The 20,327-nt window shown below is 41.8% G+C and carries 16 protein-coding genes and 6 pseudogenes; 6 read left to right on the top strand and 16 right to left on the bottom strand.

The genetic code is table 11. The features are described from left to right. Position 1: 1 nt before the first annotated feature. The 6 genes and pseudogenes from PGX00_RS19425 (at position 2) to PGX00_RS19450 (ending at position 3,217) form a co-directional block, all read left to right on the top strand. Positions 2-532 (top strand): annotated as a pseudogene (locus tag PGX00_RS19425) (MotA/TolQ/ExbB proton channel family protein). Beyond that, entirely contained in the window at positions 529-933 is a 405-nt protein-coding gene (locus tag PGX00_RS19430; RefSeq protein ID WP_272139660.1) for an ExbD/TolR family protein, read from the top strand. Before PGX00_RS19425 ends, PGX00_RS19430 begins: the two are co-directional and overlap by 4 nt. Next, on the top strand, positions 934-1,608 hold the full coding sequence (locus tag PGX00_RS19435) for an energy transducer TonB (protein WP_272139662.1): 675 nt from the start codon (positions 934-936) through the stop codon (positions 1,606-1,608). Further along, positions 1,605-2,216: a tetratricopeptide repeat protein gene (locus PGX00_RS19440; RefSeq protein ID WP_272139664.1), complete on the top strand. Its 612-nt coding sequence runs from the start codon at positions 1,605-1,607 to the stop codon at positions 2,214-2,216. The genes PGX00_RS19435 and PGX00_RS19440 overlap by 4 nt, the downstream gene beginning before the upstream one ends. Before the next feature lie 14 nt (positions 2,217-2,230). Continuing rightward, complete coding sequence (locus tag PGX00_RS19445) at positions 2,231-2,785, top strand: tetratricopeptide repeat protein (RefSeq protein ID WP_272139667.1); 555 nt, start codon at positions 2,231-2,233, stop codon at positions 2,783-2,785. A 177-nt stretch (positions 2,786-2,962) separates the two neighbouring features. Then, on the top strand, positions 2,963-3,217 hold the full coding sequence (locus PGX00_RS19450; protein WP_272139669.1) for a hypothetical protein: 255 nt from the start codon (positions 2,963-2,965) through the stop codon (positions 3,215-3,217). A gap of 15 nt (positions 3,218-3,232) precedes the next feature. On the opposite strand, the gene PGX00_RS19455 is transcribed toward PGX00_RS19450, so the two are convergent. From PGX00_RS19455 to PGX00_RS19525, 16 genes and pseudogenes are all read right to left on the bottom strand, one after another. Next, a complete protein-coding gene (locus PGX00_RS19455; protein ID WP_272139671.1) occupies positions 3,233-3,712 on the bottom strand; it encodes a hypothetical protein in 480 nt (159 codons plus the stop codon). A 10-nt stretch (positions 3,713-3,722) separates the two neighbouring features. Then, a pseudogene (locus PGX00_RS19460) lies at positions 3,723-5,832 on the bottom strand (LruC domain-containing protein). Between the two features lie 100 nt (positions 5,833-5,932). Next, positions 5,933-7,081, bottom strand: coding sequence for a glycosyltransferase family 4 protein (locus tag PGX00_RS19465; RefSeq protein ID WP_272139672.1), 1,149 nt, complete (start codon positions 7,079-7,081; stop codon positions 5,933-5,935). Next, positions 7,082-7,714, bottom strand: a complete 633-nt coding sequence (locus PGX00_RS19470; RefSeq protein WP_272139674.1) for a sugar transferase — start codon at positions 7,712-7,714, stop codon at positions 7,082-7,084. A 19-nt stretch (positions 7,715-7,733) separates the two neighbouring features. Next, positions 7,734-8,933, bottom strand: coding sequence for a glycosyltransferase family 2 protein (locus PGX00_RS19475; protein WP_272139676.1), 1,200 nt, complete (start codon positions 8,931-8,933; stop codon positions 7,734-7,736). Next, the gene (locus PGX00_RS19480) at positions 8,933-10,039 is read right to left on the bottom strand and encodes a glycosyltransferase (protein ID WP_272139678.1); all 1,107 of its coding nucleotides are present in this window, start codon (positions 10,037-10,039) and stop codon (positions 8,933-8,935) included. The genes PGX00_RS19475 and PGX00_RS19480 overlap by 1 nt, the downstream gene beginning before the upstream one ends. A gap of 148 nt (positions 10,040-10,187) precedes the next feature. Further along, positions 10,188-11,612, bottom strand: a pseudogene (locus PGX00_RS19485) (GumC family protein). After that, positions 11,609-12,724, bottom strand: coding sequence for a glycosyltransferase (locus PGX00_RS19490; RefSeq protein WP_272139680.1), 1,116 nt, complete (start codon positions 12,722-12,724; stop codon positions 11,609-11,611). The pseudogene PGX00_RS19485 and the gene PGX00_RS19490 overlap by 4 nt, the downstream one beginning before the upstream one ends. 33 nt (positions 12,725-12,757) lie before the next feature. Next, positions 12,758-13,467: pseudogene (locus tag PGX00_RS19495) on the bottom strand (acyltransferase). A gap of 87 nt (positions 13,468-13,554) precedes the next feature. Beyond that, complete coding sequence (locus tag PGX00_RS19500) at positions 13,555-14,940, bottom strand: O-antigen ligase family protein (RefSeq protein ID WP_272139682.1); 1,386 nt, start codon at positions 14,938-14,940, stop codon at positions 13,555-13,557. Then, a complete protein-coding gene (locus PGX00_RS19505; RefSeq protein ID WP_272139685.1) occupies positions 14,937-16,373 on the bottom strand; it encodes a lipopolysaccharide biosynthesis protein in 1,437 nt (478 codons plus the stop codon). Before PGX00_RS19505 ends, PGX00_RS19500 begins: the two co-directional genes overlap by 4 nt. Before the next feature lies 1 nt (position 16,374). Next, positions 16,375-17,322 (bottom strand): glycosyltransferase, encoded by a 948-nt coding sequence (locus PGX00_RS19510; RefSeq protein WP_272139687.1) that lies wholly within the window; start codon positions 17,320-17,322, stop codon positions 16,375-16,377. Further along, positions 17,307-17,567, bottom strand: a complete 261-nt coding sequence (locus tag PGX00_RS19515; RefSeq protein WP_272139689.1) for a hypothetical protein — start codon at positions 17,565-17,567, stop codon at positions 17,307-17,309. Before PGX00_RS19515 ends, PGX00_RS19510 begins: the two co-directional genes overlap by 16 nt. A 156-nt stretch (positions 17,568-17,723) precedes the next feature. After that, entirely contained in the window at positions 17,724-18,812 is a 1,089-nt protein-coding gene (locus tag PGX00_RS19520; RefSeq protein ID WP_272139691.1) for a glycosyltransferase family 4 protein, read from the bottom strand. Then, positions 18,787-18,954 (bottom strand): annotated as a pseudogene (locus tag PGX00_RS23060) (helix-turn-helix domain-containing protein); the annotation flags it as partial. The pseudogene PGX00_RS23060 and the gene PGX00_RS19520, both read right to left, overlap by 26 nt. Positions 18,955-19,115: 161 nt before the next feature. Next, a pseudogene (locus tag PGX00_RS19525) lies at positions 19,116-20,274 on the bottom strand (sigma-54-dependent transcriptional regulator); the annotation flags it as partial. Positions 20,275-20,327 lie beyond the last annotated feature (53 nt).

Below are 20,327 nucleotides of genomic sequence, written 5' to 3' on the forward strand. Positions count from 1 at the left end.
GATGAGTCTGATTTTAGATCTAAACTTTAGCAACACGTTGAGCTTATTTATGTCTAAAGGTGGCCCGGTGCTGTGGTGGCTTGCATTGCTGATTCTACTGTTTTGGATTATCGCCATTGAAAGGGTACTGTTTTTACTGTTTACGTTCCCCAACAAGCAGAAAGATTGGTTAGAAAGCTGGGGGGTAGGGAAGACCATCATTCTTGGTTTGCGCAAAAACAAAGAGACTCCTGGATAAATCAAGCGCATATGGCGCTGTTTCAGAATGTAAATCTGCTTAAGGTCATTATTAGTTTATTTCCAATGCTCGGTTTGCTCGGAACAGTAACTGGAATGATTTCTGTTTTTGATGTGCTGGCGGTTGAGGGTACCTCGGAACCTCGCTTAATGGCGTCTGGAATATCGATGGCAACTTTGCCTACTATGGCAGGAATGGTCGCAGCGTTGGTTGGTGTTTTTTTACTCTCGTCTATTTTCTGCACTAAGAAAGCGTGAAATACATCTGGAAAAACTGATGAGGAGTCGAACATGAGACTTGGTAATCGCAGCAAGGGGCAGGATGAAGCTCAGGTAGATATGACGTCGATGTTGGATATTGTGTTTATTATGTTGATCTTTTTTATCGTCACTAGTTCGTTTGTTAAAGAGTCTGGAATTGAAGTGAATCGGCCTGAAGCATCCAATTCCGTTAGTAAAAAGGAAGCAGGAATATTTATCGCTATCACAGCAAACAACGAAATTTATATTGATAAGAGAATAGTAGACAAAGAAAGAGTACAAGCCAATCTAGAGCAATTATTAACAGAACAACCCAACGCGTCGGTGGTTATTCAGGCTGATGAGTTTGCGTTTAATGGTACAGTTATTTTGGTCATGGATTCGGCTAAAGGAGCCGGTGTAGCAAATATCGCCTTGGCAACGGAGCAAAAATAGATGATTCGTCTATTGATGGCCTTACCTTTAGCCGTATTACTAAGTTATAGCTTAGTGGGTATGATGGCGTGGATGGTTGACCTGAATACGAAAGAGACGAAGTCGGAACATGAAGCGTTGAGATTTAACTTCTTTATGACTGAAACGGAACAAGCGAGTCAGAGAAAAAGTCGTGACCTGCCGAAGCCACCTGAAATGAAACCTTTACCACCTGAGCAGACCTTTTCGGCCATAACCCGAAAACAACCGTTGGATACGCCAACGTTAGAGCCTGTGACGGAGATGGACGTAGAATTGTCTGTTGCTCCTGTAAAGTTCGCGGCGATTGCGCCAACATTGCCAAGTGTAGCGTATGACAAGGCCTCAATAGCACAACAAACGCAACCTATTCAACTAGGAAAAACGCAACAAGTAATGCCTTTGCATCGAAAAGAACCGGATTACCCGAAAAAAGCGCTGCAAAGAAAGATAGAAGGTTATGTTGTGGTTTCATTCGATATTGATCGCTCAGGTAAACCAGAAAACATCATAATTGAAGAATCCTATCCTTCACGGGTATTTAATCGAGAAGCATTACGAGCATTAAAAAAATGGAAATATCAGCCAATGTTGGTTAATGGATTGGCGCAGACAAGATATGGGCAACGGGTAAAGTTGGAGTTTAAGATCCAGTGATAAAACTTAAGGCAAACTCTATGGTTCTCGCGTTACTCGCTTTCTGTGTGATGGCCTCACCACAAGTTCGAGCCGAGTCTGAACAACTGACCCAGCGGACGGCAAGGCAGGTGCAATTAGCGTACGAAATGCAACTAAATGAAAAGCCAAATGAGGCGATAGACCTCCTAAAAGGCGTATCAACAACTAAAAAGTACGATATCGCTTATATAGCGCGGATGTTAGGCGGGCTTTATTGGCAAATAGAGCAACCGAAGCAAGCAATCAAAGCGTTAACATTGGCGGTCGAAGAAAAAGTATTAGCGAGTGAACAGCATAGAGATGCCCAACGGATGTTAGCCGATATTCTGTTGATGGAAGGGGAATACCAATTAGCGGAATACACCTACCGAGAACTCGTTCCAGTCTATACACGGGTAAGTGACTTAGAACTGGTTTGGCTCAGAATCGCACAGGCTCAATATCAACAGCAGAAATGGTCTCTGGTTGAGACATCGATTAATCATCAGCAACGTTACCTTAAAGAAGCGAAACTTCAACCAAAGGTAACACCGCTCAATATGAAGCTTGGCGCGCAGATTGCTCAAAAAAATGGCACAGTGCATTGACCACGGCGAAATCGTTGAGAGAACTGGAGCCCTATAACTACCTGTGGTGGAAGCAATTAACCACGCTCTACATCTACACCGAGCAGCACAATAAAGCTTTGATTACTCTTCAACAGGCTGATCGCGCGGGATTCGAACTGAGTGAGCAATTGCTGATACTGATGGCTCAATTATATGCACAAAATAAGGTACCTCAGAAAGCGGGCGAAACGTACGCGAGACTAAAGTCGTTGGAGAGTAGACCAGAGTTGTTGGCACAACAAGCCACATATTGGCAGTTAGCCAAAGAGTGGAGTAAGGCGAGTTCTAGTTGGCGAAAAGCCGCAACATTAGATCAAAAATACTACTGGCAGCATACACTTCTGATGCTGAAACTGAACGACTTTACTGCGGCGTTAGCCAGCATCAATCAACTAAGTGAAATAACAAGTGACGTATTGCTAGCCAAAACTCAAGCACTTAGCGCTTTGGGACACAGAAGTCAGGCGCTTCAAGTCGTAACTGAATTACATAAAGTAGACCCTAGCGATAATTCGTTGCATTGGATTAAGTATTTGACTAAGGATTGATATTTTCCGTAAAAAGACTTCTTAAAAGGTACCCAGCCCCAGCATCGATACCGGAGAATAATATCCCTATGGGTAGAATCTCTAACAGACGAAGAAAACGCCGACGGTAACTCTGTATATATCCTGAACGAAAGCGCCTCTTTACTCATTTCTAATTCCGCTATAGGAAGTGAATCTATGATTAAACATAGAGGCCTTTCCATTGACTGCAGTAAACAAGAATCTCAAATACGTCTGTTTGTAACCTCAAATGATAAGAAAGGGCAACTGACTATTTTATCTGGCTCTGGTAATCGTTTATCGAGTATCATCTATAAAGGCTCAACGGTTAATTACAGCATGAACGCAGAGCAGTTCCCACTAACCGTGATATACGATGCTGAAGGCAAAGAGAGCCAATTCGTCATAAGCTCCGATTGTCTCCTTGAATAAACGCATCTCTGGAAATTACTCTTGCCAAGTAGCACGCTCTTCTGCGGTTTGAAATACCCTTTGCAAAGGCGGGTTTCCATCGTAAGACCAGATCTCCACCAGAAATTCTGATGTTGCACTTGGTAGTGAAAACGAAACCTCTATCTCACCTGACTCCAAAGGCACAGCAGTGACTTTACTACCATTATTAGCCTGATAAGTCCCATCCGAGCCCATCAAGAATTCTGTGTAAATCGATAAGTAACTTCGCTTAGAGAATAACTCAGAGACACTAACTTCCAATTGATAGGTCTCAACTGATCCGTAGCTAAATCCATCAGGAATAGAGAGATCTTGCATATCTCGAAGCGCGACAGGTTCAATTTGCGGTGAGCTGTCTGTGACTGTTTCTGTAAGGGAATCAGCCACAGGTGACGAGTTGCTCTCACCATCCCCGCCACCGCCGCCGCCACAACCTTGAAGTAAAACCAGCATCATTATCCATACGATTTTCATAACGTGTCTCCTAAGGTTGATAGATTTTGTCTTTGTTTGCTTTTTCAGATTTAAACCAGTCTTTTTCTAACGCACCGCCGCTTTCTGCATAGTTAGCAAACGCGGGATAAGCATTAACAAGATCAACTCTTTCTAGTGGCCATTGCCATTCATCGCTGATCATTAATGCCCAAGGTAGATTGTTAGCGGTTTTGAAATAGATGTCATTGCTGTCGTCACTGGCATCAACACCTAATCCCCACATAGACTCGCCATCAAATTTTTCTGTAGGGCTTTGATCCGGTAAGTGTACTTCCCATTTTCGACCCGGATGAAGGGGAAGGTTTTCACCGTGGTAGTAACCCGGTGTAGAAAAAATAAAGGGGTCATAGGGCATGTTTGCGAGTTCTGTTGCCTCAACGCCATCAATAAATGAGATGTGCAGCTCAAAAAGGAAAGATTCGTTCTCGCGGCAGTTGGATAGGGTTCTAAAGTAGCGGCAGTCTTGGCCTTTTTCCTTGTTGAGTTCATTTGAGACGATAAAAATGGCATCGTTGCTATCGGCTTCAAGTCCACTGTTTTCTAGTTGCATATCGTTATGAGTTTGGCGGGTAAGCAAGGTATCAATTTGTTCACGGTGAAGCCCGGGCAATCGGACAGCAAAGCCGTTGTGATAGTCAGCGCCAAACGCTGCCAATCGTCCTTTAATAAAAGATTTTTTAACTTCTCCATCCTTTAGCACTTCGGTGACACGATAATGCATGACAACGTCATTCATATCGTAGTCGGCGGTATAGGGCCAATTATCTTCGTAAGCCAGCGTTGCGTATCCAGTTTCACTGGGGAAATGTCGAACGGTGACCCCTTCAGAAATGACCATTATTTGATGATCTTCTACTTCACCAGAGGTGGACCCTCCCGCAGGGGATAGGCCTGTTTGTTGGCTAAAACGGAAGCGGCTCCACGTTAGCCCTTCTATCGCCTGTATGTCAGCCGTGAAAAAAGAGTGTTACGGCCTTTTTCTAATAATATATCGGTGAATACTTGTTCACCTTCATCGGTAAAGTCACCATCTTGATTCCAATCGAACCATGAAGAAAGATAACCTTGTGTTGAAGCTTCTACGGTAATGATAGTATCTAGCCCCGCCTCAATCGCGGTAACAAATCCAACGCCATCTTCATCATTTAATCCAACGGTATTATCGCTGAGAGGTGCGACCAATCCATCTTGCTCACCGTCTGGCGCGAGAGAACCCATCCAAGTGAGGTTATCAAGTTGATGTCTTGGGCCATTACTGGCGAGAGTGGTTTGATAGGAGTCTGGTGCATCTCCAAAATCAATGGTTGAATCTTCATCTATGACCGGTGCATTAGCACAACGGGCACCATCGTTTTGGTTTGAACTAGGGCCATCTGCGAACTTAACCGCGGTTACTAAACCATTATTAATATTCGATTGATCGGATAGGTCGATGCGAAAGATAGCGCCATCTTGGTTTCGGGAAACGTAGTAGTATCCGTTTACATCAAAGTATCCCGCTCCAAATGTCCCTGTTTGACCTGTGTCGCCAACATAAGAACTGTCGCCAGTGACGGTATCAAACTCATAGAGGTAACCTGTATTGTTGTCCACTCCATAAAGCAGGCTGTTTCCGGGATGAAAGGCGAAGTCCGTTAGGTTAACGGTTGCCTCGCTTGTGATTTTCTCAACGGTTAGTGTGCTATCGCTGTCTATATCTAGGGGGAAAGGTCTATTTTAAACAAGCCCTTACCGGTGCGATAAAGGTAATAGTGTTTGTTAAACACATCCCCGACATAAAAAGTATAGTCTGCTGGTAAGCCTGTCGTCTTTACAGTTTCGGCCTGAAAATCTTTACCTAATCGGACTATCTGTTTTACGGTTGTGTCATATCCATAAATATATCGGCTTTCAAAATCAAACCCGACACCATTGATGTTGCTTCTGACCCCTGTGTCACCCTGTAACAAGCTCGTTTGTCCTGTTACTAGATTTACCCCATAGACTTTAACGGGTTTTGATTGAAACAGATAAGCTTTACTGGGACAGGTATCGAAAGGGAGTGCATTTGCACTACGTGATATGCTGATAAGTAGTATGAGTAAAAGTAGTTTTTTCATTGAAACATCCCTTTTTAATGAGTGACTTAGTAAGGTGTTTCAATCTTTGTGCCATATTTATATCATTGAAATATAAGGAAATAAATTTAAATGGGAAGAGTTATCTAAATTGAATCTCATTTTGAGAACGATTTATCAAAGTGAAATATTCAAGCTCTATATCGTTCACTTTCTGGGTAATGGAAAAGTTCTTCACAATTCTTTTGTGTGCATTTGTTGCAAGCCAGTTTTGCAATGGTTTTGATTGATGTAGGCGCAACATAGCGCTGGGTAATGCGTATTTGTTGTTAGGATCATAGAGAATAGCGGATTGGTTGTGATGAACCACTTCAGGAATACCATCGATATTGGGTGCAATAATAGGTAAAGCCGAGAGCCCTGCTTCTGCGATAACGAGCCCAAAAGCTTCGCTACGAGCAGCACTAATGAAGGCATCGCATCCCCCTCTTAACCAAGCAATTGGTCTGTTTTGTTCACTGACAAAGTGAATGTGTTTTTCTAAACCGAGCCCTTGAGCTTGATCGGATAGTGTCTGTTTTTCTTCACCTTCGCCCACGATGAGCAAATGGATATCACGTGATTGGCAGTTAATGTCTTGCATTGCCTTTATGATTTTATCGATACCTTTTCTAAAAATAAGCGAACCTATTGTGACAAACAGGAAGCTGTTTTCTGAAAGGTTTAGCCTCTGCTTTACTTTGATTATTGGGGTATTGGTAAGTAATGACAGATCAATACCATTATGAATGACTTTTATACGATTACTAGGGTAGCCATCGTTACGTAAATTTTGGCTTATTGCTTCGCTCACTAGGACAGTTTTTTGTGATAGATATAAGCCTAGGCTCACTCTATCTCGCAACGTATAGTCGCAATGTAATAGGGTCAGCATAGGTACGTTACTTATTTTGCATGCGGCCGCCATCCATTGAACAGGGCCGCCACTATTAACGTGGACAATATCCACGCTGTTTTTTCTAATTAAATCACATCCTTTAAAGATCAACCGAAACCAATTGCTAACCGAATACTTCGGTTTAGCCCAACCAAATAACAGTGAAAACTTATCTAGCTGTGTCGGAATGGACAGGGAATTCAGTTTATTATGAAGAGCCGTACAATTTGTCCAGACTATTGGCCTAAATTTTTCTTTGTCAATGTGGATAATAATATTGAGTAGTGCTTGTTCACTACCTCGAATCCAATTCTCCCCATAGTGGACAAAGAGAATGGTTTTTCGCTGCTCCATTTAGCGGCCTCGTCCATTAAAGATGACGGTAACGGTTTTAACTAAAATCGTAAAATCTATCGCGATCCAATGGTAAAATGAAGTCATTGCAAGCGCGTAACTATGGTCAAAGCCCACCTTTCTTCTTACGTCATCGATGCAAGTATCGTATCCCTGATTGACCTGAGCAAGCCCCGTAATGCCAGGCGAAACACCATAGGTACGTTCTACAAAAAACGGGATAGCTTGATTGAGTTTTTTATAAAAGCTAGGACGCTCCGGCCGTGGGCCAATTAACGACATTTCACCTTTTAGTACATTGATCAGTTGAGGTATCTCATCCAAGCGTGTTTTACGCATTAACCGGCCTATGGGTGTGATTCTAGGGTCGTTATCCACCGCCCAAACTGCGCCAGATTTTTCTTCAGCGTTTTGATACATGGTTCTAAATTTAATAATTTCAAAAAAGGTGATTGTCTCTGGTGTGCATTTTCCCACACGCAGTTGTTTATAAAAAACAGGTCCTTTAGAGCTGGTCTTAATCAATAGCGCCATAATAGGATATAGTGGCAGTAATAATGCTAAGACGCACGTTGCAACTAAAATATCAAAGATGCGTTTCGCGATGTGGATTTCCCGGTGGTGATTATTCATTGCGTTTCCCTCGAAATGTTCAGATATTTAGATGTTTGGTTTTATCTGGGCGTTCATCAGGCTTTTGGCCTGACAATAAATAATGTATACCGCCTATAAAATTAGCTAAGTGCCCAGCCAGCAGATAACTGATTACCGACATGACTCTATTGCTTCTTAACGAAGGTAGGCTGTAACAAGCTAACCCCATGCTATAAAGCGCAATTTGGGCGACAAGAGCGAAAAAGAAAAATGGCGTGTCTGCAAGAAGAAATGAACACACAAAACAGACCATCATCAGATAGGGAGTTAGCAGTCTTAACCCTTTTCCTGAGAAGAAAGTGAAGGCGGTACTCGCATATTTAGGTTTGAATAAATGGAATAAACGAAGTACCTGTTGCATGTTACCTGCCGAAATTCTAAGCCGTCTTTTAAAATCGTCTTTGTGGCTGCTTTCTTCCAGTTCAACGGCATTAATTCTAGGTTCAAATATGGCGATATAACCCTGCTCTACGATTTTCATGGGTAAAACGAAATCATCATTAATGGTGTCGTGGTCAAGAGCCTGAAACAACGAGCGACGAAATAAATAAAAAGCGCCATGGCAGCCAATCGTCGCACCTAAACTGGCTTCACCTCCTTTTATTGAGGCTTGGTATTGCCAGTATTTTTCTTCGTCACTCTTTCCGCTAAACGTCATGCAATAATTAGGGTTAACTACTCCGACTCGTTCGTTTTGGAAAGATTGAGCCGCTATTTGAAGAGAATCTATCGATAGAAGAGCGGAAACGTCACTGAGCGCCACAATATCTGAAGTTGCTCGAGTGACTAACTCGTTAATAACGGCAATTTTTCCTCGGTTGTGGGTAAAATTAATTATCTCTAAATGAACATCTGCACATATTGCTTCTTGTATAGCGAGTTCAGCGAGTTCAACGGTATTGTCTGTACAGCCATCACACGCAATAACCACACAAAGCTTTTCTCGGGGGTAATCCAAGCTTGCGATGTTTCGTATTTTTTCTTGGATCCATCGTGCTTCATTGTAAGCGGGAACAATAAGTGAAACTCTAGGTAAAACACTGTCTCCCTTGTCTTTTTTGAAATTTCTCAAGGCCACCGAAACGAGTTTCAACGGTCTGTTTTTTCTGTACCAGCTCAGCAATATTGGATAGCCAACATGGTTATATATGATTAAGCTGGCACTGATTAAACAGCATAGGATTAAAAAGGTTTCCATTACGCTAGTTCTCCCATTGATAGCTCATCATAGGCTTTGACCATCTGATGAATGTTATTGTTTGTTACAACAAATTCTCTAGGGAGTCTATTGGATTGATTTGCCAAACTTCTTGCAAGTGATTGAGCAAGATCCGCCACGTTATTCGATTTTGCTAATGATCCTGTATGTGAGCATAAAACTTCAGCTGATGCGCCAACATTGGTCACTACTGCAGGAATGTTACACGCTTGAGCTTCTAATGGTGATAGCGGTAAACCTTCAAATCGAGAAGGTAAACAAAATAGGTCAAGTGATTGATAAAACCTCGGCATATTTTCTACTAAACCAAGAAAAATAACTTGGCCTTTTAATTGCAACTTTTCTACTAAGATTTCTAGATTTGCTCTTTGAGAACCCTCACCAGCAATGACTAATATCGTGTCTTTGGAGAGCAGTGCAAGTGCTTTAATGGCTAAGTCATGGCCTTTTACGTGCTCCAATCTGCCTGCAGAACCAATGATTATCTTGTTCTCAGGTAATTTGAATAGTTCTCGAGCAAGTTGCCTAGATCCCGGTTTAAACTTAGTACAGTCCACCCCATTTTTAATCACAATAGATCTGGAACCTGAAAAACAGGCATTGAGTTTCTCTTTTACGTGAGAAGCATCCGCCACCAAGGTTGGTTTTGCTGCTTTAAGGACCATACCCTGAATACGTCTATGCTTTTTATCTTCTAGGTGCCATGCGTCATGTTCTGTGTGAATTCTTACGGGTACACCAGCCATGCGCGCAGCATATCCAGCATACAGTAATGGACCAATGTGGTGAGTATGAACAACGTCAGGTTTTACTGCCTTGAATGCTTTGATTAGAGTGAGGATTAAGCTCAATTGAACACCGGATTTTTTGTTTAAAAATACCAGCTGATTTTCAAAAGCTTGTAGTCGAGGCCAGTTTTTAAGCGATTCATCTTTTGTCCCTTCAAGACTGACTATGAGTACCTGATCGCAAGGATTTGCGAAACTCAATAGATCGAGGGTTAAGCTTTCGAGTCCACCAGGGGCGAGATGTTGAACCACATGGATGACTTTTTTCCCGTGTCTTTGCGCTGAGGTAATATTCATAACGCTATCCTTCTATTAAAAATGTGGGACTTATTGGATTTTCAATAGTTATTTTGCAGGGAGCGTGCCAAGTTTATTTTCCTTTAATAACAGTTGGTTAGTGTTTGAGGTTTGTGTCTTAATCGTATTTCTCAATATGAGAATGAAATTAATAATCAATCCTAGGTATGCTACTCAACACAGGAACGCTGGTGAGAGCACGTAGTTCATCTTGTCTACGAATAGTGGTATCAAATAATTCCAATAAGGTGGCTATCCCAACACCAAGAAAAATACCCGCGATAAGTCCAGACAGAATATATACCCAGCTAGCAAAATTTGACGGTTGGCTTGGTGTGAAGGGTAAATCAATAACCTTTACTCGTTTATTTTGTTCGAAGTTACCTAAAGATCCCGTTAATTGCGCCATTTCGAACCGCTCGACAAGTTCATCATAGAGGCGTCTTTTATTGGTGACACTACGGGTAAGATTAAATAGATTTTTGGATTGATCTCCAAATTGGTTTGTCTCTTGTTCCAGTTCATAGATCATCTGTTGCAAACTTTTACTTTCTTCTTGGAGAGATTCGTACTGACTTCTAATCAATTGTAAGCTTTGAAGTTGGGTAATTAGCAGAGGTTGCACATTACCCATCTGTGATAACTGAATGCTGCTGGCGATGTCCCATAGCTTATCACTAGAAAGATTGGATGCGCTGACGTTGACCATTGCCTCACGTTCAGCTTCTAATCTAAAAAGTTCTCTTTTTTGGCTTGTACCGCACTGTGATTTTCGGTGTAATTTGCACTTAACAGAGTAAGTTGACTGCGAGCATCTATAATTTGCTCTTCTATTTTTCCGACAACGGGATTGGTTCTAGATAGCTGTTGGTCAAGGCTGCCGAGACTTTTTTCGACACCGGCAAGCGAGGCTTTTTTCAGATAAAGTCTGCTTAAGTGCGGCGAGTCTTGATAGCTTTTCGTTTTGCCGCTCTGGAGAGACATTGGGATTCAGATTTTGGAAATCAGCCAATGCTTGTTCTGCATTATTGAGTTCTTCTAAACGTTTATTGATGTGGAAAGTAAGAAATTCAGCCGAATCTTTGATTGAGGATCTTTCCGGTGCCAGTACTTGATCGATAAAGTGGTCGCTGATTGATTCTAGCAGCGCTTTCATCCCTGTAGGCTCTGAAGCAGTCAGTTTAATTTGTACAAATTCTTTTCCTAATAGATGCACAGAGACACGGTTAGACAATGTTTCAATCACTTTTTCCGACTCTTTTTCGCTCATGCTGGCATTAATCAAACCAAGATTCAGAGCAACAGATTGGAGAATATGTCGGCTCTTAAGTAGAGTACTCAGGGCGTTTATTCGATCTTTGAATCCCGTTGAAACCGCGATATCTTCAAGAAATGGATTCATTTTTGCCGTTTCTTGAATAAGCATGCTGGTGTGGGAATGATATTGAGCAGGCGCGAGTTTACTGACGATAAACCCAACAAAAGGCATGATGAGAATAGGCATCATAATGATATATCTACGTCGCCATGCTCCTTGCATGATCGCGAGTAATTTTATTTTTAGCTCTATCATAATAACTCCAATAGCCAATTGAGAAATTGGCTGCGCTCTGACCAACTTTGATTCGAAACGGCTTGTCTTGAGATGCGAGGAGCTTGCGCGGCTCGGTAAAGTTGTTGGCGAAATTCGTCGTGTGTCGATGCAACATGTACGTGCTGTTGGTAGGGTTCTAGTGAAGGAAAATTAACAGTGACAATAGGCTGACGAGACGCCATGTATTCCATTAATTTTAGGGGATTACATGACCGTATTTGTGGGTTGTCAATAAATGGCAGCATACTCACATCCCAGTGTTGACTGTAGCTGGGCAGCATGTGATGAGGACGACTGCCTAAATAGAATACATTGTCTAAATTTGGCAGCTTTAGCTGATCCAATTCGTTAGGGCCTATAAAGACAAAATTCCAATCGGGCATCGATTTCGCTAAAAACTCAATGAGCGGATAATCTATCCAATTAGATAGGCTGCCATAGAAGCCGGCAATGGGTTTTCCTGTAGGAAGATCTTCGGCTCTTTGTGTCGGTTGGGTGAACAGCTCAGTATCGACGCCATGAGGTAAAAGGTGTGTCTTGGCCTGTGGGAATTTAAGTCTAAGGCTGTCACTCGCTGTCAGAATGAGATCCGCTTTATCGACTAATTTTTTCTCGTGATTCGTGACAGTACGATGGTCTACGCCAGCTAAGGCATTAAAGTCGTCACCACAGTAGTAAACTACGGCCGATTCGCCCAAATTACCGCAAAGGTCGGCTGTGGTAGGGAGTGATGACCAAAGGATAGGGTTAGTGAGGTTTGCTTGTTCAATAACCGGCTTTAGTTGGCTTATTATCATGTCTTTTGCGATATATCGCGCAAGTTTTGATTGTGGGGCTGGAATGGTTAATAAGTCCACCTCAATGATGTTGTCATGCTCGATTCTTTGACTGGCTCTATTTTGCTTGCTTTGTCTTTTAGGTATTAACTTGTCATATACTCTCTTTAGGTCTTTACTGCTTAACTTTGGTTGCCTCAACCCAATGGAATTTATCCAAACCACTTTTCTATCCTTTGCCAAACGGGTAATTAGGTGCTGTGTGCTAGAAGGTAAGCCACCCAAGTCTTCTCCAAATACAATCAGATCACGCATAATTCGCCTCAGTTTTATGGTTATGAAAAAGTTTTAGTTAATCGATCGAATAACTCTTGCAGGGTTACCAGCTGCAATGACAAAGGAAGGTATGCTTTTGGTTACTACACTGCCTGCAGCGACGACGGACCCTTTACCAATCGTAACGCCTTTATGTACGGTGACATTTGAACCCAGCCATACATCGTCCTCTAGCGTAATGTCCCCAATTTGATTAATAAGATCGGGATGACCTGCAGCTCGACTTTTAGCGTCAATTGGATGGCCGGAATAGCCAAATAGAGAGGTTCTTCCTGCTATTCTTACATTGTTTCCAATAACTACCTTAGTGCCAACGGCGATAGTGGTTTGCCAACCAATACCCACATTGTCGCCAACTATGAGCGAGGGTTGGTGGCTCGCTGAGCGTCCGCTAAACGTGGTTTGCCCCGATATTCGGCAGTTTTGTCCAATAGCTATAGAAAGGGGGCCGGAAATAAAAGGAATGCCTGTGTAAAGATAAAGATTTTTCCCACAGAAATTTACTCGCCCTTTGAACGCCGGCGTGTAAAGGAATATGCGTGTAAGGCTGCCGAATAGATTTCTACTGAAAAGGACAAGCCAGTAGAGGCACTTGTTAAGTAACCTAGGAGTAGGTAGGTCAAAGCTTCTAATTTTTTTAACCACACAAATATTTTTTGATAATGTGGATCTGGATGGTTTTTTAGCCAGTTTTTGATGTTATTTGGAGAAATAGTGGTCATGTGAACGTCTCATTCTGCTTTATTTCTTTAAAGACTTTCACAGAATGTGCCAGATAATAAATAACATAAAATCAGGTGGTTATGTTTTTATTTTTTTAGATTCTCATTTTGACAAGCAATTTGAGCAACACAAATGGTGAGTGCTGCAAGGATATAAATGGGCCAATTGAACCCTTGGGTCAAAAAAGTCCCCGAGACGGCGGTACCAATCAGCCCTGCATAAACTGCATTAGCCATCGTATTTACGCTGGCTGTGCAGGTTTGATTTTTTAGATTATTCACTGTTTTTCTGGCTGTTCTGATGAGGGATACGATAAAGCTAATGAATACGATGAGCCCGAGTATCCCTGTTTCAGCTAATACACCAAACCAAGTGCTATGAACCGCGTGATTTAGACCATCCCAATGGGAACTGTAATAAAAATAATTAGAATAAAAATTGTTAAGCCCAACGCCAGTCAACGGGTTTTCTATGGCCATTCGATATGCTGCTTGCCATGCATATAAACGTCCCATCGCCGATGCATCGACACCAACTTCAGCAGCGCCACCAGAAGCTCGTTGCGAAATATCGGCAACGAAATAGAGAAATAGTGCCACCGCAATACCAAGGGAAACTAACAAGGCTTTGGACCTGATTCTAAATAAAACCAGTACAGAGAAAATAGCCAGAGTACCGAGTAACCCACCTCTACTTTGAGTCGCTACAATCGAAAAAACCAGTATTGCGCTTGTCAGCAATCCAAAAAATCTAAGTAGTAAGCGGTTTTGTTTGACAATGAAAGTTGATATTGAAAAGGCGAGCGGAAACATAAGTACCAAGGCTAAATCGTTTGGGTCACCTAACATTGAGCCGATATCACGACCAATTGTTACCCGAGTCCCTTCGACCAATCCAATACCATTTATTGAGTTGTATAGGGCAGTACAACCGACCAAAAAGCCTGAAGCGTTGATAAGAAGGGTGATGTAAGAGAGGTACTTTTCTCGGTTTACTATCCAGACAATAGCCAGCGTCATAACCATGATTTTCCAATAAATATTTTTAAAATATTCAATGGCAATAGGACGGCTGGACGCGAGAGCAATGCCAATCAATATGAGAATCCAGAAGGCGGCAAGCCATGATAGAGATGGATGCCAGTACGGGGTGAGCCTTCGGCTGACAAGACTGTGCCAAGCAAGAGCAACCAGCGCACCCGCAGACAGCAACAACGGAATCTTTAGTGGATAAAGAGCCGGAATGACTTCATGAATTCGAAAAAATGAAAAGAGAACAAAGAAGATAACCAGCCAAAATATATGATTTAAAACAAAAAGAATACCTAACGGTAAAGCGCATAAGACAAGTGCTACGACGGGGTTAGGGGCAAAGTACCAGATAAGTGAAATCAATGAGCAGCACAATACAACTAGCGTCGCACCGCAAAAACGAGAATTAGGTCGATCGTTGATACTCGTAAGTACAGTCATAATCGACCCAGTCTTTTGCTATTACTTTGGGCTAATATTGGCAATAAAGGTGTCATACCAGTGAGATTTGCGACAACCAAAAGGCTTAACGGTGCAACGATAGCCAGACAACACTGAATGATGAGTGTATTCAGGGTATAGGAACCGAAAATGAAAGCGGCGGTAAATACAAATACCATGGTGATAGCTCGAATTTGATAGGGAATGAAATACCACCTCTGACTTAAAGTAACGATCAAAGCGAGTTTAAGAAATTGAGCGATATTTAGGGCCAAAATGACTCCCCAAATACCGGACTCTTTAAGTAACCATGCCGCGGAAATACCAACGATAGCGGCGATAATATTTATGGCCAATAGTGCGTTAGTTTTCTTCTTGTAGAGAATGCCGATATTCACGATTTCGCCCAGTTCTTTCATCAGAGCAATGGAAAGCGTGCCCAGTACATATTTTGTAGACTCTGAATAGCTTTCAGGAAGTGCAAGAGTGATAAAAGCGGGGGCTAAATAAGCAATCGATACGGTTAACATTGCAATCCAGACTATTCCGTATTGGGATAACCTTGCGGTTGATTTTGGCCCGCAACTTTCCATATGTTGAAATCTTTTGGGCATCCACCAAAGGCCGTAAGGTTGAACAAGAATGCACATGGCGAGTGAGAACTTAAGTGCAATGGCGTAAACAGCAATATCTGTCAGAGATCCTGAATAAGCGAGTATCCAACGATCGGCCCCATTTAAGGCAAATCCAATCGTACTGGCTAAGGCCAGTGGAAAGCAGTAACGCAAAAATATTCTAGTCTGTTTCCTACTGGGGAGGACAAAAGACCAATAATTTATTCGGTGAAGAATACCTAATTGGATCCCGTGTGAGATAACGGAAGATAACAGTATTCCGGAGACACCTGCTTCTAGTCGTATAGCGACAATAACTAAAATTATTTGTAATAAGGCGCTTCCCGCAGTGACGGCGACAAAGCACTTTGCTCGGTCTTTCATTCTCAACCATGCTAACGATATTCCTAAAGCCCCTTCGATAGATAACCCAAAGGCTAAAATTGAAAATTCTTGATGGCTAACAAAATCAATAGAATGGGTGAGTACATGCTTAGACAATAGAATTAACACAGGGAAACTGGTGAGCGCCATCAATGTGGTTAAGGTGTAAATTTGATTGGCGACCTGTTTTTTGCTTGATGGATTTTTGCGTACACCGGAATAACGATACAGTGCTTCGTGCATGGATAGATTGATAATTAGACCAAGAAAGGCGGCAATACTGCCTAGAAATTCAAGCTTACCTACCTGTTCAATGGCTAAGTTGGCAGCGACAAATGGCAGCATAATAAGGGATAATCCCTTCATTAAAAATAGCCCTATTCCATAATAGGCAACGTTGCTAAAGCTTGAGGGCAGAGAGAATGGAATTTTCATGTTAGTCACTCCTCACTGCACGGCTGTATGGGTGCGAAATTGCATAGACAATCTCGCGATAACTGGTTTCTGCATGATAATTCTCGGCCACTTTTTTCGCTTTCTGACCTAGCATCGGAATTAATTCGGGGGAGTGAATGAGTTTTTTAATCGAGAGAAAAAGATCTTTTGAATTGTTGGGTTGGTATTTAATACAGTCAACATTATGAGTCAATATTCTATCCCAGTACGCGCCATCTCTTGGGATCAAGACACACATTCCCGCAGCCATCGCTTCTAATATCGATAATCCAAAAGGTTCATTCTGGCTGGTAGAAGCGAAAATATTGTTTTGTGATCTCACTTCATCAAGGTTTCTTGGGTTTTGATGCCAAGTAAAACAAGGCAGATCTACGGGAGCTTGAGAGATAGAAAGCGCAGTGCGTTCTGGTTTTATATAACAAATATCGGTGGGAATAGGCGTTGATTCGGCTAAATGTTTACCCGCATCAATGAGGGTGTCTAACCCTTTCCATTTTAGTAGTGATGCTGACCAAAAAAGACGTGGCTCACCGTAAGTACAGGAAGTAGGCCAATGGTGATGACTAATACCATTAGTGAAAAATAGATACCGTGGTGTAGACAATGTAAATTGGGCGAATTCCGTTGCTGATTCAGTATTCACTTTCCAACTGAAATAATGGATAAATGCTGCGTTAATCGAAGGATGAGCAGATTCGAGAGCAAAGATTAAATCTGCTTTGACTAAACAGTATCCAATTGAGCGTGAACAACCCACGGGACCGTGAATAAGCTGAATCAATTTAAAATGATAAAAAGGTTTAATCAGATAGAGTGCCATGTCTATGCCCGGTCCTGACATTCCAACAACCGAATTTACAGGGTGAATACGAAGCAAGGTCATCATAAGCATGAGCGCAAAATAAAGCTGTTTTATCCAAAATCGCACCCCATGGCTTGCCGAGAAAAAAATTTAGGAGCCTTTAGATGAATGAGTTTGATTTGATGAGTATTTAATGAAAACTCTTTTTGCCAACATGAAGGGTTGACGGTTAATACAGTAAAAAAGACATCATCACTATGACACTGATTTAATGCCTCTTGCGTGGCGACTTTGGAACCCCCAAAAAATGGGATAGGGTCAAATACTAGGCAGTGATTTTCTGGTTGTTCTTTGCGAGTTGTCTGTTTCATACCAACGTCCATTTGATTGACCGATATGGTATAAAAGCAATCTCAATGCCAAGCTGGATTTTGTGGTTAACTTATTGAATAAAAGCGTTTTTATATAAATGTAATATTTCATCCTATTTCTTTCTCAAATTGAGAATCAAATTAATAAGGGGGAAATTATCGATTTAACACCTCTTCATACTGTTCTAGATATTGGGGAATAACCGCTTGTATTGAGAAATGATGTTCGATGGTTTGGCGTGCTTTTTTTCGAATTTCCGCCTTATGCACTTCTGAGAGAGTTAACCAACTGTTTAGTGATTGCCTTAATGCTTCCACATTGGATCCTATCCAACCATTTTTATCATGTTCGATAAGTGAACTTATCGCGCCAACATTTGTTGAAATAACGGGAATACCTCGGCTCATCGCTTCTAGTGCGGCCATTGGTAATCCTTCAAACCGCGATGTGATTAGAAGTACACCAATGTTATCCCACACCGCGTTCATGTCGTCGATATGGCCGTGAAACAGGACATTTTCTGTCGCCAATGGTTTCAGTTCTGCCGCCATTGGACCAGAGCCATATAGATGAAAATGATCATTTGGAAAATATTGCGCTAATGCGAGGTATCTATCGGGTGCTTTTTCATGACTCAACCTGCCTACATAGGCAATATTTTTACCAAAATGTTTAGGGTAAGGGGGAAGTGAAACAAAGTTATTTAACACGACCGTTTTGTCGGGGATTTTATGAGCAATGTCATGACTCACAGCGAAGTTACGGTTGGACATGAAGGCAGAGAAACGGTCAAGCATATCGTAGAACCTGACCTTACCCTTAGGTGTTTCTCCTGCATGGTAGGTCGTCATTTGTGCGGGTGGATGGCTTTGGGAGTGCCATTTACACTGTAAACAGGCGAGTCGACTGATAATGCTCGCTTTGTACCCATGAGCGTGAATCAATTTGGGTTGATGCTGCTGAATGGCACTATAAAAATGCTTTAATATATTAATATGTGGTTTACCGCTAGATAACTCCGATACAAAGTTAAAAGGAATATTGGCTGATGTTAACTTGCTGATAATCGGTTGCGAGTTGGCATATTCCGTTAATAGTACGACTCTTACGTTTTGCTTAAACTGAATAAGCCCAGCAGCCAATTCTAAGACATGTGTCTCAATGCCTCCAAAAACTTGGCTGTCCAAGGTTATCCAGTATTCATTGTTTAATGTTGGTTTAGATTTGAGCTTCGTTGTGTTCATCCTCGGTTTCCCAAGCTAGTTTTTTACGATAAACAGTCGAAGGGCTCAGCTCTAATAGAACCGCCGCACTGAGAACATTACCATCGCAAAAATCGATAGCGTTTTGGATTGTCTCTCTTTCAACTTGCCACATTGGCCGGATGGTTGAGTGAGTTGGTTTGTTTACTACTCTCTGTTCTGTGGTTTGTTCTGCCGTTTGTAACTCGTCAATCATAGGTTCTTCAATCTGCTTTCTTTCTATATGTTCAACGACTTCGACAGGACGTGTTTTTTTATCTTCTTTCGTTGTGCTGTTGTCGTTTAATTGAGCAGGTAGGTGCTCTATTGCAACATGAGTATCGTCGTTGAGAACAACAATATTACGAATAATATTTTGTAACTGGCGAACGTTCCCAGGCCACCGATAACATTTCATTCGTTGTTGAACCTGTTTATCAAGACCGGTAAATTTTTTACCATCTTGTTTCGCATAAATCTTAAGGAAGTGGTTTGCTAGAGTAATGATGTCTTTACCGCGTTCTCTTAGGGGCGGCATTTCTATTGGAATAACGTGTACTCGATAGTAAAGATCTTCTCGGAATCGGCCTTCTTCGACTTCTTGGAGAGGGTCTCGATTGGTGGCACAAATAATGCGCACATCTACTTTTTTCTCTTTGCTATCACCCAAAGGTGTAAAGGTGCCTGTTTGAAGAAACCGCAGCAGTTTCTTTTGCATCTCTAGTTCCATTTCACACAATTCGTCTAGAAATAAAGTGCCACCGTGGGCCTGCATTGCTGCCCCTTTTCTATCCGTCGTTGCTCCAGTGAAAGCACCTCTAACATGACCAAAAATCTCACTTTCCATTAGGTCTCTTGGGATAGCACCACAATTTATTGCGATGAATGGCCTATTTTTTCTATCGCTTTGCCGATGGATAGCTTCTGCGCATACCTCTTTACCTGTACCACTTTCGCCATTTATAAATACACTTGCGTTAGTAGGGGCAACAGAATCAATGGTTTTATATACCGCTTGCATTTGTACACTAGAGCCAATAAAACCGTGAAAATTAGAGCGATCCAAGCTATTTTCAAGGTCTTCTACTAAGTGTTCCAATTTGGCATTTTTTAAGTGAATGCGGATAGATGTTTTAAGTCTTTCGGCTTGAATAGGTTTCTCTAGAAAATCTTTAGCCCCGCGTTGGATTAAACTTATGGCGACATCCACGGAACCATGAGCAGTAGCAATGATGACGGATGAAGGGATTTCGTTCTCTTGTATCCATTCCAGTATCTCTTGACCACTAATATCCGGCAGTTGTAAATCAAGAATAACCAACTGTGGTGCATAGTTAAGAATGAAATTTTTTGCTTCTTTTCCTGTCTCTACATGCAGTAGGTCATATGCTTCATCCTTGACGTACTGTTTGTACAAAATTGCGAGTGACGTTGAGTCTTCGACAAGTAATACTTTTGGCCGCATACCTATACCTTTTATATTTTTATTATGGATTTCTACTTTTAAAGATAGGCTTA

It is taken from the genome of Vibrio algarum, from assembly GCF_028204155.1.
GTDB classification, from domain to species: domain Bacteria; phylum Pseudomonadota; class Gammaproteobacteria; order Enterobacterales; family Vibrionaceae; genus Vibrio; species Vibrio algarum.